Here is a 15,183-nt window from a genome sequence, read left to right as displayed (position 1 = left end):
CATGGCGCTCACCGACTATTTCACCCGCAAGCCCGCCTTCGATATCTTTCCGCTGGAAACGGCCGATGCCGGCCTTGCCGCGGTGCTGCACCGCGCCCGGTTTTCGCAGCCGTGGAACGATGGCGAGTTCCATTCCCTGTTGTCGCAGGAGCCGGTCTTCGGCTTCCTGGCGCTGAAGGAAGGCGCGCTCGGCCGCGTGGCCGGCGGCTTCGTGCTGGTGCGTGCCACGGCCGGCGAGGCGGAAATCCTGACCATCGGCGTCGACCAGCGTTTCGAGCGCGCCGGCCTGGGCTGGCGGCTGATGCAGGCGGCGCTGCGCGAGGCGAAGATGCGCGGCGCGGAGGATATTTTCCTGGAAGTCGACGAGGGCAATGTCGCTGCCCGCGGGCTCTATGCCAAGCTCGGCTTCGCCAAGGTCGGCGAGCGCAAGGCCTATTATGCCGCGGCCGATGGCCGCCGGTCCACGGCGCTTGTCTTGCGGCGCGATCTTCGCTAGTTCCCGTACCGACGGCTGAACGAACAAGGGCGGGTCCGATGACGGAAGTCGAGAAATCGCTGGAAGAACTTTGTGTCGAGCGCGGCATGCGCATGACCGAGCAGCGCCGCGTCATCGCGCGCGTGCTGGAGGGCTCGGCCGACCATCCGGACGTGGAAGAGCTCTATCGCCGGTCGTCCGCGGTCGATGCGCGTATCTCCATCTCGACCGTCTACCGCACGGTGAAGCTTTTCGAGGATGCCGGCATCATCGAGCGGCATGATTTTCGCGATGGCCGCTCGCGCTACGAGACGGTGCCGGACGAACACCACGACCACCTGATCGACCTCAAGAACGGCCAGGTCATCGAGTTCCATTCGCCGGAAATCGAGGCGTTGCAGGAGCGCATCGCGCGCGAGCACGGTTTCCGCCTCGTCGACCACCGCCTGGAACTCTACGGCGTGCCGCTCAAGGAGGGCGAGTGACGCCCGTTTCCGATCGTGCGCCGGTGATCCTTTGATCACCTGGCTCCGCCTCGCCATCGCGCTCGTCACCCTCGTCGTGGTCACGCTTGTCCTGCTGCCGATCCAGTTGGTCGGCCTGCGCTTCAACCTCAAGATTCGCCGCCGCATCCCGCGCCTGTGGCACCGCGTCGCCTGCCGCGTGCTCGGCCTGAAGGTGCGCGTGCATGGCACGATTGAGCCCAGCCGTCCGCTGCTGATTGCTGCAAACCACGCCTCGTGGAAGGACATCATGGTGCTCGGCTCGGTCGCCGACGTCGTCTACATTGCGAAGGCCGAGGTGCGCGACTGGCCGGTCTTCGGCCTGCTCGCGCGTTTGCAGGCGACGATCTTCGTGGAGCGCGAGCAGCGCCAGAAGACCGGCGACCAGGTGAACGAGATCGCGCGGCGCATGACGGATGGCGAGATCGTCGTGCTCTTTCCGGAAGGCACGACCTCGGACGGTAACCGCCTCTTGGAAATCAAGACCTCGCTGTTCGGCGCCGCCGCCTCCGCCGTGCCGCATGCGCCCAATGGCGTGGTGCACATCCAGCCGGTCTCGATCGCCTATACCGGCGTGCACGGCATGGCGATGGGCCGCTTCCACCGGCCGCTCGCCGCCTGGCCGGGTGATATCGAGCTCCTGCCGCATCTGCTTGGCGTGGCGCGGGAAGGGGCGGTGGACGTCGACGTCGATTTCGGCGAGCGCGTCGATTACACGCGGGCGAGCAACCGCAAGCAGGTCAGCCGCGAAGTCGAGGCGCGCATCCGCGCCATGCTGGGCGCGCGCCTGCGCGGCCGCTGAGCCAACGGGGCTTCATTTTCCGGGCTTTTTGCCCTATGGAAGCGGCCATGAGCGAACAAACCCTTTCTCCGCCTGTCATGAGCAACACCCGCAAGGTCTTCGTGAAGACCTACGGCTGTCAGATGAACGTCTATGACAGCGAGCGCATGACGGATGCCCTGTCGAAGGACGGCTACCAGGCGACGGACGTGCTGGAAGAGGCGGACCTCGTCCTCCTCAACACCTGTCACATCCGCGAGAAGGCGGCGGAAAAGGTCTATTCCGAGCTCGGCCGCCTGCGCGACATGAAGAAGGCGCGCGCGAAGGACGGCCGCGAGATGGTGATCGGCGTCACCGGCTGCGTCGCCCAGGCCGAAGGTAAGGAAATCCTGCGCCGCGCGCCGGCGGTCGATCTCGTCATCGGCCCGCAGACCTATCATCGCCTGCCGGACGCGCTGCGCCGTGCCAAGGGCGGCGAGCGCGTCGTCGAGACGGACTATGCGATCGAGGACAAGTTCGAGCACCTGCCCCCGCCGGAAAAGGCCAAGACCCGCGCCCGCGGCGTCACCGCCTTCCTCACCGTGCAGGAAGGCTGCGACAAGTTCTGCACCTTCTGCGTGGTGCCCTATACGCGCGGCTCCGAAGTTTCCCGCCCCGTTTCGCAGATCGTCGCGGAAGCCGAGCGTCTGGTGGATGGCGGCGTGCGCGAGATCACGCTGCTCGGCCAGAACGTCAACGCCTGGCACGGCCTCGGCCCGGACGGCGCCGAATGGGGCCTTGGCGACCTGCTCTATCGCCTCGCCGAGATCGAGGGTCTCGCCCGGCTGCGCTATACGACCAGCCACCCGCGAGACATGGACGACCGCCTCGTCGAGGCGCATCGAGACCTGCCCAAGCTGATGCCCTACCTGCATCTGCCGGTGCAGTCCGGCTCCGACCGCATCCTCAAGGCCATGAACCGGCGCCACACGGCGGCCGAATATATCGCCCTCATCGAGCGCATCCGCGCCATCCAGCCGGAGCTTGCAATCTCGGGTGATTTCATCGTCGGCTTCCCCGGCGAGACGGACCAGGACTTCGAAGACACGATGCGCCTCATCGAGACGGTCGGTTATGCACAGGCATTTTCGTTCAAATATTCCATCCGCCCCGGCACGCCGGGCGCGGAGATGGACGGCCATGTCGCGGAGGACGTGAAGTCGGAACGTCTTGAAAGATTGCAGGCTTTGCTCTTTCGCCAGCAGCGCGACTTCGCCCGCGCCTGCATCGGCAAGGAGATCGACCTGCTCCTGGAGAAGCCCGGACGCATGCCCGGACAGCTCGTCGGCCGGTCGCCCTGGCTGCAGCCTGTGAATGTTGATGCAAAAGCGTCGGAAATCGGTGACATTATCAGGGTACGAATCACGGATGCCGGCCCCAACAGCCTCTTCGCCGAAGCGATCGAGGTGACGGGCTTAACCGCAAGGAGCACGACCGCTTGAACGGACACGAACTGATGACGTCATCGCCGCGCCAGTCAAAGACCCAGACCGACGCCAATCACTTCGTGCTGACTTTCGAGAACAATCGATACGCAAGCGAGCTCTTCGGCCAGTTCGACCAGCATCTCAAGCTCATCGAGCAGCGCCTCGGCATCGATGCCCGCGCCCGCGGCAATTCCGTCTCGATCTCCGGCGACGTGGTGGCGACCAACCAGGCCCGCCGCGCGCTCGATTACCTCTACGGACGCCTGCAGAGCGGCGGCTCGATCGAGCTCTCCGATGTCGAGGGCGCCATCCGCATGGCGATCGCAGCCGATGACCAGCTTTCGCTGCCGACGATGGAGCGCAAGGCCAAGCTTACCATGGCGCAGATTTCCACCCGCAAGAAGACCATCGCCGCCCGCACGCCCATGCAGGATGCCTATATCCGCGCGCTCGAGCGTTCGGAGCTGGTTTTCGGCGTCGGCCCGGCCGGCACCGGCAAGACCTATCTCGCCGTGGCGCATGCCGCCCAGCTTCTGGAGCGTGGCGCCGTCGATCGCATCGTCCTCTCCCGCCCGGCCGTCGAAGCCGGCGAGCGTCTCGGCTTCCTACCGGGCGACATGAAGGAGAAGGTCGATCCGTACCTGCGGCCGCTCTATGACGCCCTCTACGACATGATGCCCGGTGACAAGGTCGAACGCGCCATCACCGCCGGCGTTATCGAAATCGCGCCGCTCGCCTTCATGCGCGGTCGTACGCTCGCCAACGCGGCCGTCATCCTCGACGAGGCGCAGAACACGACCTCGATGCAGATGAAGATGTTTTTGACGCGTCTTGGCGAAAACGGCCGCATGATCGTCACCGGCGACCCGAGCCAGGTCGACCTGCCGCGCGGCGTCAAGTCCGGCCTCGTCGAAGCCCTGCAGATCCTCAAGGGCGTCGAGGGCGTCTCGGTCATCCGCTTTAAGGATGCCGACGTCGTGCGCCACCCGATGGTCGCCCGCATCGTTCGGGCCTACGAAGCCCAGACGGCCGTGCAGGACGAAAGCGAGCAGATGGACCGCTGAGGCGGTCCAAAAGTCCGATGAGCGAACTCGACATCCAGATTTCCATAGAAGAGGGCACATGGCCCTCTGAAGAGATTTTGCGCGCGCTGAGCGAGCGGGTCCTCGGCGCTGCGGCGAACTTTCTCGTGCGCGAGGAAAAGCAGCCTTTCCCGAAGACGGGCGCGCCGGAAGTCTCGCTGGTCTTTACCAGCGACGCCGAAATCCGCGGCATCAATGCCGAATGGCGCAGCCAGGACAAGCCGACAAACGTGCTGTCCTTTCCTGCCTTCCCACTGACGCCGGGGAAAATGCCGGGGCCGATGCTCGGCGACATCATCTTTGCGCAGGAGACGCTGAGCCGCGAAGCGGGCGAACTCGGCAAATCTTTCGACGATCATCTCACGCATCTCTTGGTGCATGGATTTCTGCATCTCTTCGGCTATGATCACATGGAAGACGACGAGGCGGAAAAAATGGAAGGGCTCGAGACTCGCATTCTTGCCGAGCTTGGCCTATCTGACCCATACGGGGATGGCCCCGATGAATAGTTTGGACCAATGAGCGACTTCAGAAACCAGTCGGTAGCGACGGAAAAGACCGAGGCGGACGCCTCAAGCGACGAGGCGGGCAGTAGTAGCAGCGCGCCGAAGCAGGAAAGCGGGGGCCGATCATCGTTCTGGTCCCGCGCCGCCCGGCTTTGGCGCATGACCGGCGCCTCCAGCCTGCGCAAGGACCTTGCAGCAGCCCTGATGACGGAGGACGAAGGAGGCGAACCGGCCTTCGCGCCCGAAGAGCGGGCGATGCTGCACAACATTCTTCGTTTCCGCGAGGTGCGGGTCGAGGACGTCATGGTGCCGCGTGCCGATATCGAGGCCGTCGACCAGGACATCACGATCGCCGAGCTGATGGTGATTTTCGAGGATTCCGGCCGCTCGCGCATGCCGGTCTATAACGAAAGCCTCGACGATCCGCGCGGCATGGTCCATATCCGCGACCTCCTCGCCTATGTCACCAAACAGGCCCGCAACAAGCGCCGCACCGGCGTAAAGGCTGCCCCCGCCAATGGCGAAAAGCCGGCGCGCACGCCGAAGGCGGAATTCGATCTCGGCCGCGTCGACCTGTCGAAGACGGTCGCCGAAGCCGGCATCATCCGCCAGGTCCTCTTCGTGCCGCCCTCCATGCTCGCCGCCGACCTGATGGCGCGCATGCAGGCCGACCGCACGCAGATGGCTCTCGTCATCGACGAATATGGCGGCACCGACGGCTTGGCTTCGCTTGAGGACATCGTCGAGATGGTCGTCGGCGATATCGAGGACGAACACGACGACGACGAGGCGATGATCCAGCGCGTCAGCGATGATGTGTTCATCGCCGATGCGCGTGTCGAGCTCGAAGAGCTTGCCGAGGTGATCGGTTCGGATTTCGACATCCGCGACCAGCTCGAAGACGCCGATACGCTCGGCGGCCTGATCTTCGCCTCGCTCGGCCGCATTCCGGTGCGCGGCGAGGTGGTGCAGGCGGTGCCGGGCTTCGAATTCCATGTGCTCGATGCCGATCCGCGCCGCGTCAAGCGGGTGCGCGTCACGCGCAAGCGGGCCGGCTCCGTGCGCCGCCGCGAGCGCAAGCCGGAGGGTGAGGCCGTGGCACTTGGCGCCGACCGGCCGAAGGTGCCGGAGCAACAAAACGATGGGGCGAATGCCGAATAGGCCGCCCCGATCCTGTCTTTTGAAATGACCCACGCCTTGCTCCGCCGTAAAGCGGGACAAGGCGTTGATTTTTTGGAAGACTGGCGCCGGCTGATTCGGGGAAAAAAGGGGACGGCATGGAGCGGCTCGCGGGCACGGTCATGCTCCTGTCTGGGACGAGACGGGCGCTTGCGGCATTTCTTGCGGGCTTGATCGGGGTTCTGGCGCTGCCGCCTTTCGGCTTCTTCGCCGCCCTTTTCGTGTCCTTCACGCTTCTCGTCTGGCTGCTCGATGGCGCGACCGCGGCCCCCGGGGCAGGTTTTATCCGGCGTCTGGCGCCCGCTTTCCGCATCGGCTGGTTTTTCGGTTTCGGCTATTTCGTCGGCGGCCTGTGGTGGCTCGGCAATGCGCTGCTTGTCGAGGCGGACGATTTCGCCTGGGCGCTGCCGCTCGCCGTCTTCGGCCTGCCGGCCTTCCTTGCGCTCTATTACGGTTTCGCCGCCGCACTCGCCCGCCTGTTCTGGTCGGACGGCATGGGGCGCATCGCGGCACTCGCCTTCGCTTTCGGCATCGGCGAGTGGCTGCGCGGCACGCTTTTCACCGGCTTTCCCTGGAACGCCGTGGGTTACGGCGCCATGCCCGTGCCGCTCCTCATGCAGTCCGCCGGTCTTCTGGGCATTGCCGGCATCAATGCCCTCGCGGTCTTCGTCTTCGCAGCACCTGCACTTCTCGGCACGCGGCGCGGCCGCGGCATCGGGCTGACGCTCGCCACGCTGCTCTTCGCCGCCCATTTCGGCTACGGCTACTATGCGCTCAACCTGGTGCCAACGCCGGAGAGCGAGACGACCGTCATCCGCCTCGTCCAGCCGGTGATCGACCAGGCTATGAAGCTCGACGATTCCGCGCGCGCGCAGATTTTCGAGCGCCACCTGTCGCTGAGTGCCGCCGCACCGGAAGAGGGCGGCAAGCGGCCCGACATCGTCGTCTGGCCGGAAACCTCGATCCCCTTCATCCTCACCGACAATCCGGATGCGCTGGTGCGCATCGCCGAGGTGCTGGAGGACGACCAGGTGCTGATCGCCGGCGCGGTGCGCACGGAAAGTGCCGGCACCGGCAAGGCGCCGCGCTACTACAATTCGATCTACACGATCGACGGCAAGGGCCAGATCATCGGCGCGGCCGACAAGGTGCATCTGGTGCCCTTCGGCGAATACATGCCGTTTGCCGATTTCTTCGAGGGCCTCGGCGTGAGTGCCGTCGCCATGCCGGGCGGTTTCTCCGCAGCCCGCGAGCACCCGCTGCTGACGGCGCTCGGCAAGGGCTTTTATCCGCTGATCTGCTATGAGGCGATCTTCCCCTCCGAGATCAACGGCTCGGCCGATACGGCCGCCGCCCTGCTCAACGTCACCAATGACGGCTGGTTCGGCAACTCGCCGGGCCCCTACCAGCACTTTCACCAGGCGCGCCTTCGCGCCGTCGAGCGGGGGCTGCCACTGATTCGCGCCGCCAATAACGGAATTTCGGCCATCGTCGATGCCAAGGGGCAGGTCCTTTCGGGCATGGCGCATGATGTGCCGGGCTTTGTGGATGCAACTCTTCCGGGCAGATTCGCCTCCAGTGATAGGGCAAAGTGGCAGAACTGGTCGTTTCTGGTTGTGGTGGCTATTCTCTTTGCGGCGGCGAGCATTTCTCGCATTGGTTTTAGAAACAGGGTGAATTGACCCAAAACCCCTAAAATAGCATAGTGCACGGCGCCGGCCGTTTTCATGTATTGTGCCGCCCTTCAGGGGTTGCGCATACAACGTGACGTTAAGTCTTCGTTAAGGCTGCCGGCTGGGTGGGGCCATTTCCGGGGCGTTAGGACAAACAGTGATGATTGAAAATAAGAAGAAGCCGAATCCGATCGATATTCACGTCGGTAGCCGGATTAGGCTTCGCAGAACCATGCTCGGAATGAGCCAGGAAAAGCTGGGCGAAAGCCTCGGCATCACCTTCCAGCAGATCCAGAAATACGAAAAGGGCACGAACCGCGTCGGCGCCAGCCGCCTGCAGAACATTTCCAGCATTCTCAATGTGCCGGTCGCGTTCTTCTTCGAGGACGCGCCGGGCGATCACGCGGACACGCAGGTCGGCTTCGCCGAAGCATCGAGCTCCAACTACGTGGTCGACTTCCTGTCGTCCTCCGAGGGCCTGCAGCTCAACCGGGCTTTCGTCAAGATCGGCGATCCCAAGGTGCGCCGCAAGCTCGTCGACCTGGTCAAGGCACTCGCCGCCGAAGCCGAGATCGAATAATCGGTTTCTCCTGGCAGTGAATGAAAGAGCGGTCCTTCGGGGCCGCTTTTTGTGCGTAGGGGGCATCATATTTTCGGCGTATCCTGGGCAGAATAGCGCCTGAAAGTTCAAGACATAAACATATTCTTATGTCCTTCTGTGCTTGTTTTTCCCCTACGAACTGAATAACAACGTCGAAGTCCATTTTCTTTGAGGGGAATTCCCGCATGCGCAGCAGCTATCTGTTCACCAGCGAGTCCGTCGCCGAGGGGCATCCGGACAAGGTGTGCGACCGTATCTCCGACGAAATCGTCGATTTGGTCTACCGCGAAGCCGTGAAGTCGAAGGTCGATCCGTGGTCGGTCCGCATTGCCTGTGAGACGCTTGCGACGACCAACCGCGTGGTGATCGCCGGTGAAGTGCGCCTGCCGCCGAGCCTGCTCAAGAAGGACAAGGACGGCAACGACGTCATCAACCCCTCGAAGTTCAAGTCGGCCGCCCGCAAGGCGATCCGCGACATCGGTTACGAGCAGGACGGCTTCCACTGGAAGACGGCGAAGATCGACGTGCTGCTGCACTCGCAGTCCGCCGATATCGCCCAGGGCGTCGACAACGCCTCCGACAAGCAGGGCGATGAGGGTGCCGGCGACCAGGGCATCATGTTCGGTTACGCCTGCCGCGAAACCTCGGAACTCATGCCGGCGCCGCTCTATTATTCGCACCGCATCCTCCAGCTTCTCGCCACCGCCCGCAAGAAGGGCGAGGGCGATGCCGGCAAGCTCGGCCCGGACGCCAAGAGCCAGGTGACCGTGCGCTACGTCGACGGAAAGCCGGCCGACGTCGCGTCGATCGTTCTGTCCACCCAGCATCTCGATGAAAGCTGGGATTCGAAGAAGGTCCGCGAAGTCGTCGAACCCTATATCCGCGAAGCGCTGCACGACCTGAAGATCGCCGACGATTGCGTCTGGTACATCAACCCGACGGGCAAGTTCGTCATCGGCGGCCCGGATGGCGACGCCGGCCTCACCGGCCGCAAGATCATCGTCGACACCTACGGTGGTGCGGCACCCCACGGTGGCGGCGCCTTCTCCGGCAAGGACACGACCAAGGTCGACCGTTCGGCCGCCTACGCCGCGCGCTACCTCGCCAAGAACGTCGTAGCCGCCGGCCTTGCCGACCGCTGCACGATCCAGCTCTCCTACGCCATCGGCGTCGCCCAGCCGCTCTCGGTCTATGTCGACCTGCACGGCACGGGCAAGGTCAGCGAAGACGCCGTCGAGGATGCGATCCGCAAGGTCATGGACCTCTCGCCGTCGGGTATCCGCCGCCATCTCGACCTCAACAAGCCGATCTATGCCCGCACCTCCGCCTATGGCCATTTCGGCCGCAAGGCCGGCCGCGACGGTTCCTTCTCCTGGGAGCGCCTCGACCTCGTCAAGGCCCTCAAGGACGCGCTGAAGCACTGAGGCGACCATGAGCGATGCAGAGCGCCCCAGCCGCGCGAGCGAAGCCTTCTTCGGTCGCCGCAAGGGTAAACCGTTGCGGGAGCGGCAGGCGCAGCATCTCGAAACATTGCTGCCGGAGCTGAAGGTCGATCTTTCGACCCCGGCCCCGGCGGATATCACGACGCTTTACGATTTCAAGCCGACCCGCATGCGCCTCGAAATCGGCTTCGGCGGCGGCGAGCACCTCATCCATCGTGCGGTGGAGCAGCCGGAGACCGGCTTCATCGGCGTCGAGCCCTTCGTCAATTCCATGGCGAAGCTGATCGGCCGCGTCGAGGACACGGGCGCGAAGAACATCCGGCTCTATGATGACGATGCGACGGTGCTTCTGGATTGGCTGCCGGCGGCCTCGGTCGACCAGATCGACCTGCTCTATCCGGACCCGTGGCCGAAGAAGAAACATTGGAAGCGGCGCTTCGTGTCCAGGGTCAATCTGGACCGTTTTGCCCGGGTGCTGAAGCCCGGCGGGCTCTTCTGCTTCGCGTCCGACATCGACACCTATGTCAACTGGACGCTGATGCATTGCGGGGCGCATCCCGCTTTCGTGTGGACCGCCGAAAACGCGGTCGACTGGCTGACGCCGTTTGCCGGCTGGCCGGGCACGCGCTACGAGGCGAAAGCCAAGCGCGAGGGCCGCGGATCGGCCTATCTCACCTTCCGTCGGTCCTGACGGAAGGTTTCAATCCGGTATCAGTGCAGGCTGACGGTGCGCAGGTCGTCCTCGGCCGCCTTGTAGAAGGTGCTCGAACGGTTGTCGGTCAAGAGGATCGGCGTGCCGTCGGCGCCGAACAGCGCCCAGAGGTCGAGGCTCGGGTCGATTTCCGGGGCTTCCGGGAAGACGCGCGACACTTCGTCCGCCTTCATCTTGCGGATATAGCCGACTTCGCCTGCGCCGAGATGCGCAAGATCTGCCTTCGAAACGCTGGGGGTTACAGTCTTCAGTCCCATCTTTGCCTCCATGGCAATACCGGCACTTGCCGGCCACCGGACGCCCACGGCCACAATGGCCCATCGGTGCGTCAGGCGATCAGGTTACGCTCGAGACGATCCGGCGGGTGTTCCCGCGGGAACGGCTCATGATCTAGTCTGATACGGAAATGTTAATTTTCTTTACCATTCGGATCGGCTCCGGCCGCACGAGATCGACCGAGAGCAGGCCGTTCTTCAGCTCGGCGCCCGAAACGCGCATGCCGTCGGCAAGCACGAAGGTACGCTGGAACTGGCGGGCCGCGATGCCGCGGTAAAGATAATCCCGCTCGCCGCTGTCGACCTGGCGGCCGCGGATGACGAGCTGGTTTTCCTCCGTCGTCACGTCGAGTTCTTCATCCGAAAAACCCGCGACGGCGAGCGTGATGCGCAGAAGCTCCGGCGCGCCCGTATCACCGTTCGGCCGCAGCCGTTCGATATTGTAGGGGGGATAGCCATCGTTGCCCTTGGCGATACGCTCAAGGGTCTTTTCCATGGCGTCGAAACCCAGGAGCAGCGGGCTCGTGAAAGGGGTCATGCGTGACATCGTCTAGTCCTTGGCTTCAAGCGACCGTGAGGGGACCCGACCTCGGCATCCCTTCGGATGCAATATGGTGATTGCGGCGCGGGGGCGCAAGACGCTTGCGATCGGCGATTTCGCAAATATAGTCGCCGCTTCGCCTGCCGAATGTCGGCGGGAAAAGGAAGAGACAAGGGACGCAAGCGGCATGTCTGAGCCACGCAAAATCATCATCGACACCGATCCCGGCCAGGACGACGCCGCCGCGATCATGCTGGCGCTCGGCAGCCCCGAACTTGAGATCCTCGGCATTACCACCGTCGCCGGCAACGTGCCGCTTTCGCGGACCGCCACCAATGCCCGCATCATCCTGGAATTCTGCTCCCGCCCCGACATCAAGGTCTTCGCAGGCGCCGACAAGCCGATCGCCCGCCCGCTCGTCACCGCCGAGCATGTGCACGGCAAGACCGGTCTCGACGGCCCCGAGCTGCACGAGCCGCAGATGCCGCTGCAGGAGCAGCATGCCGTCGATTTCCTCATCGAGACGCTGAAGCGCGAGCCCGCAGGCACCGTGACGCTCTGCACGCTCGGACCGCTCACCAACATCGCCACCGCGCTTGAGCGCGCGCCGGAGATCGCGGGGCGCGTGCGCGAACTCGTCATGATGGGCGGCGGCTTCTTCGAGGGCGGCAACATCACGCCGGCCGCCGAGTTCAACATCTATGTCGACCCGGAAGCCGCTGCCGCAGTCTTCAAGTCCGGCATCCCGATCGTCATGATGCCGCTCGACGTCACCCACAAGGTTCTGACGCTGAAGAGCCGGGTGGCCAAGCTGCGCGCCATCGGCAGCCGTCCGGCCATCGCGCTGGTCGAGATGCTCGATTTCTTCGAGCGCTTCGACATCGAGAAATACGGCTCCGACGGCGGTCCGCTGCACGATCCGACGGTCGTCGCCTACCTCCTGAAGCCGGAACTCTTCTCCGGCCGCGACTGCAATGTCGAGGTGGAGGTGGCCTCGCCGCTCACCGTCGGCATGACCGTCGTCGACTGGTGGCAGGTCACCGGCCGCAAGCACAATGCCCGGGTCATGAAGGACATCGACGCCGACGGCTTCTTCGCGCTGCTCGCCGAGCGCGTCGGCCGCCTCTGATGCCCGGCCCCCGCAATGCGACGCCGGGTGCCGAGGGCCGCTTCCACAAGGAGATGATGGGCCTCTACGACCGTTTCTCCGCGCTCGGCTTCCGCCCGGTGCTGCTGCGCCGCTTCGTGCTGCTCAATGGCGGCGTGGCGGCGGCGAAGGAGCTGGTCTTCAAGCCCGGCACGACCGGCCTCGAACGTCTGCTCGATGCCGGCAAGGCGGAGCTCTCGATGGAGGCGCTGATGCTGCGGCCGGAATACCAGGCCCTCTTTTCCGAGCTGGAGCTGAAAGAGGCCACGCAGCGCCTGGCGAGCGCCAGCCGCTCGCGCTCCCGCGGGCGATTGCAGGCGCAGCCGACCGAGCGGAAATAGCGTTTCAAACGAAAAAGGCCGGCGTCTCCGCCGGCCTTTTGTTTCTCCGTCGTGAAGCTCAGAACTCTTGCCAGTCGTCCTGTGCAAGCGCCGTGTTGCCGGCGACCTGCGGCATGGCGCGGGCCGTCGTGCGCGGGGCCTGGTAAGCGGCGCGCTGCGGCTGGACGTCGCGTCGCACCGGCTGCTGCACGGGCTGGCTGGCGGCCATGCCGCCATTGCCGGCGCGGAAGCGGGCGACGAGCGACTTCAGCATCTGGGCCTCGTCGTTCAGCGCCATGCTGGCGGCGGTGGTTTCTTCCACCATCGCGGCGTTCTGCTGGGTCACCTGGTCCATCTGGTTGACGGCCGCGTTGATCTCCTTGAGGCCGACGGCCTGTTCGGAAGCCGATCCGGAGATCTGGCGGATGAGGCCGTTGATCTGGATGACCTGGTCGGCGATGTTTTCGAGCGCCCCACCGGCCTTGCCGACGAGATCGACACCCTCGCGGACCTGCACCTCGGAGGTGTTGATCAGCGTTTTGATCTCCTTGGCGGCATTGGCCGAGCGCTGGGCGAGCTCGCGCACTTCCTGGGCGACGACGGCAAAACCCTTGCCGGCTTCACCGGCACGCGCCGCTTCCACGCCGGCGTTGAGCGCCAAGAGGTTGGTCTGGAAAGCGATGTCGTCGATCACGCCGATGATGTTGGAAATCTCGGTCGAGGACTTTTCGATGCCGCGCATGGCGTCGATGGCCTTCTGTACCACTTCGCCGGACTTGCTGGCGTCGTTGCTCGCCGTCTCCACCGACTTGGCGGCGACGCGGGCGTTTTCGGCGCTCGAATTGACCTGGGAGGTGAGCTGGTCGAGCGCCGCCGCGGTCTCTTCGAGGCTTGCCGCCTGCTGCTCGGTGCGGTGCGAGAGATCGGCCGCGCCCTTGGAAATTTCGCCGGTGCCGCCGCCGATATTGCCGACCGAGGCGTTGACCGTCTGGATCGTCTCTTCGAGGCTGGCGATCGCCGAGTTGAAGTCGGTCTTCAGCTTGCCGTACTCGCCGGGGAAATCGCCGGAAAGGCGGAAGTTCAGGTTGCCCGATGAGAGCTGGGCGAGGCCATCGGCGAGGCGACCGACGATATCGCGCTGGAGGGCGCTCGATTCCGCGCGTTCGGCTTCCGAACGGCCACGCTCGGCTTCCGTCAGCTGGCGCTGGCTGTTGGCTTCCGCTTCCAGCCGCTTTGTATCGGCGAGCTGATGGCGGAACCCTTCGAGCGCCTTGGCGACGGAGCCCGTTTCGTCCGAACGGTCCTGGCCGGCGATCGGCTGGGTGTAGACACCATTGCTGAGCGTCGCGACGTCCGAAACGAGGCCGGCAAGCGGCTTCTGCACGAAGATGCGGACGGCGAAATAGAGCCCGAGCAGCACGGCGCCGAGAACGATCAGGCCGCCGAGGATCATCATGTAGGTCTGGTCGTTGACCGGCGCGTTGATCGCAGCGCGCGGCACGTCGAGCAGCACGAGCCAGGTCGTGTTGATGTCGGGAAGCGCGAACGGGTAGACCAGGCGGTCGAAGGAAGCGAGTTCATCGAACGAGAGGTTTTCGATGCGGCCGGCCTTACCGGTGGCGAGCGCCTCCTTGACGATGTCGACACCTTCACCCTCATAGGGCTTCATGAGGAGATCGGCATTGGGCGCGACGATCCAGTTGCCGGTCTGCGACAGCAGCATGACGCGGCCGGTGCCGAACGGGTTCATCTTGCTGAGCTTTTCATAGAGCGTCTTCAGCGAGACATCGACACCGGTGACGCCGATGAACTTGCCGCCGGAAACGACCGGGTAGGCGATCGACGCCATCGTGAAGTTTTCACCCGTCGTGGTTTCGGCATAAGGCGAGCTCATGGCGCCCTTGCCGCTCTTGGCGGCCAGCGAATACCATTCGGCCTTGTAGTCGGATTCGAAGGTCGACAGCAAAATCGAGCCGTCCTGGCGTTTCGTCCAGTAGGGGTTGAACGTACCGTCCTTGAACGTGCCGGTTTCCAGCTGCGCGGGCGTCTCCTTCGACTTGCCGTCGAAGGCGTTCGGCTCTTCCGCAAACCAGCTGCCGAGCGCAAAACTGTTCTTTTCGGTGTTCGCCTTGAGGATGTTGACGACTTCCTTGCGGTCCATCAGGCCGGAGGAATGGCCCTGCTCGATCACGCCGCCCATGGCGCGGGCAGCACCTGCCAGCGCGCCGATATCGGCGGCGATGTCGGCGGCGATCGCCTTGGCCTGTGTGTCGGCTTCGGAATAGACGAGATCGGCAACACGGCTCTGCGTCTCGCTGATGAGCACGGTGTTGGAGGCGAGCATCACCAGGGCGATCGTGCCGCCGGTGACGGCGATAAGCTTGGTCGCGAGCGACTTGGCCTTGAAATTGAACATGAAATCCTCACGAGCAGAAACGTCCGCGGCGCGGGCAGCCGCGAAGGAGCACATTCGAAAGCGG

16 protein-coding genes are annotated in these 15,183 nt (G+C 64.4%); 13 read left to right on the top strand and 3 right to left on the bottom strand.

From position 1 onward, the window contains the following. The first annotated feature begins 1 nt into the window (after position 1). The 11 genes from AC1Q6Z_RS15300 (at position 2) to trmB (ending at position 10,399) form a co-directional block, all read left to right on the top strand. Positions 2 to 496 (top strand): GNAT family N-acetyltransferase, encoded by a 495-nt coding sequence (locus tag AC1Q6Z_RS15300; protein WP_256118071.1) that lies wholly within the window; start codon positions 2 to 4, stop codon positions 494 to 496. A 38-nt stretch (positions 497 to 534) separates the two neighbouring features. Next, entirely contained in the window at positions 535 to 960 is a 426-nt protein-coding gene (locus AC1Q6Z_RS15295; RefSeq protein WP_256118069.1) for a Fur family transcriptional regulator, read from the top strand. Positions 961 to 991: 31 nt separating this feature from the next. Then, entirely contained in the window at positions 992 to 1,780 is a 789-nt protein-coding gene (gene olsA, locus AC1Q6Z_RS15290) for a lyso-ornithine lipid O-acyltransferase (RefSeq protein WP_492648435.1), read from the top strand. A 47-nt stretch (positions 1,781 to 1,827) separates the two neighbouring features. Next, entirely contained in the window at positions 1,828 to 3,240 is a 1,413-nt protein-coding gene (miaB, locus tag AC1Q6Z_RS15285) for a tRNA (N6-isopentenyl adenosine(37)-C2)-methylthiotransferase MiaB (RefSeq protein ID WP_439614895.1), read from the top strand. Continuing rightward, a complete protein-coding gene (locus AC1Q6Z_RS15280; protein WP_256118064.1) occupies positions 3,237 to 4,289 on the top strand; it encodes a PhoH family protein in 1,053 nt (350 codons plus the stop codon). The genes miaB and AC1Q6Z_RS15280 overlap by 4 nt, the downstream gene beginning before the upstream one ends. Before the next feature lie 17 nt (positions 4,290 to 4,306). Further along, positions 4,307 to 4,816: an rRNA maturation RNase YbeY gene (ybeY, locus tag AC1Q6Z_RS15275; protein ID WP_492648434.1), complete on the top strand. Its 510-nt coding sequence runs from the start codon at positions 4,307 to 4,309 to the stop codon at positions 4,814 to 4,816. Between the two features lie 9 nt (positions 4,817 to 4,825). Continuing rightward, the gene (locus AC1Q6Z_RS15270) at positions 4,826 to 5,974 is read left to right on the top strand and encodes a hemolysin family protein (protein ID WP_439625623.1); all 1,149 of its coding nucleotides are present in this window, start codon (positions 4,826 to 4,828) and stop codon (positions 5,972 to 5,974) included. A gap of 116 nt (positions 5,975 to 6,090) precedes the next feature. Further along, a complete protein-coding gene (gene lnt, locus AC1Q6Z_RS15265) occupies positions 6,091 to 7,674 on the top strand; it encodes an apolipoprotein N-acyltransferase (protein ID WP_492648433.1) in 1,584 nt (527 codons plus the stop codon). A 151-nt stretch (positions 7,675 to 7,825) separates the two neighbouring features. Then, positions 7,826 to 8,245 (top strand): helix-turn-helix domain-containing protein, encoded by a 420-nt coding sequence (locus tag AC1Q6Z_RS15260; RefSeq protein ID WP_256118058.1) that lies wholly within the window; start codon positions 7,826 to 7,828, stop codon positions 8,243 to 8,245. A gap of 206 nt (positions 8,246 to 8,451) precedes the next feature. After that, on the top strand, positions 8,452 to 9,690 hold the full coding sequence (gene metK, locus AC1Q6Z_RS15255) for a methionine adenosyltransferase (protein WP_256118056.1): 1,239 nt from the start codon (positions 8,452 to 8,454) through the stop codon (positions 9,688 to 9,690). 7 nt (positions 9,691 to 9,697) lie between these two features. Then, positions 9,698 to 10,399: a tRNA (guanosine(46)-N7)-methyltransferase TrmB gene (gene trmB / locus AC1Q6Z_RS15250; protein ID WP_492648432.1), complete on the top strand. Its 702-nt coding sequence runs from the start codon at positions 9,698 to 9,700 to the stop codon at positions 10,397 to 10,399. Between the two features lie 20 nt (positions 10,400 to 10,419). Here the strand turns inward: trmB and AC1Q6Z_RS15245 are convergent, their stop codons facing one another. Next, a complete protein-coding gene (locus AC1Q6Z_RS15245) occupies positions 10,420 to 10,677 on the bottom strand; it encodes a BQ00720 family protein (protein WP_319323808.1) in 258 nt (85 codons plus the stop codon). 133 nt (positions 10,678 to 10,810) lie between these two features. Next, complete coding sequence (locus AC1Q6Z_RS15240) at positions 10,811 to 11,242, bottom strand: Hsp20 family protein (protein ID WP_256118053.1); 432 nt, start codon at positions 11,240 to 11,242, stop codon at positions 10,811 to 10,813. A gap of 181 nt (positions 11,243 to 11,423) precedes the next feature. Between AC1Q6Z_RS15240 and AC1Q6Z_RS15235 the strand changes: the two genes are divergently transcribed. Together AC1Q6Z_RS15235 and AC1Q6Z_RS15230 are read left to right on the top strand one after the other, a co-directional pair. Continuing rightward, a complete protein-coding gene (locus AC1Q6Z_RS15235; RefSeq protein WP_492648431.1) occupies positions 11,424 to 12,365 on the top strand; it encodes a nucleoside hydrolase in 942 nt (313 codons plus the stop codon). Continuing rightward, complete coding sequence (locus tag AC1Q6Z_RS15230; protein WP_492648430.1) at positions 12,365 to 12,724, top strand: hypothetical protein; 360 nt, start codon at positions 12,365 to 12,367, stop codon at positions 12,722 to 12,724. Before AC1Q6Z_RS15235 ends, AC1Q6Z_RS15230 begins: the two co-directional genes overlap by 1 nt. Before the next feature lie 58 nt (positions 12,725 to 12,782). Here AC1Q6Z_RS15230 and AC1Q6Z_RS15225 read toward each other — a convergent pair whose 3' ends face one another. Further along, positions 12,783 to 15,119, bottom strand: a complete 2,337-nt coding sequence (locus AC1Q6Z_RS15225) for a methyl-accepting chemotaxis protein (protein ID WP_492648429.1) — start codon at positions 15,117 to 15,119, stop codon at positions 12,783 to 12,785. Between the last annotated feature and the right edge of the window lie 64 nt (positions 15,120 to 15,183).

The organism is Shinella sp. GW835-FHT14H05 (assembly GCF_058793575.1).
The sequence above is the reverse complement of the archived record's forward strand: the minus strand, read 5'-3'. Positions and strand labels throughout refer to the sequence as shown.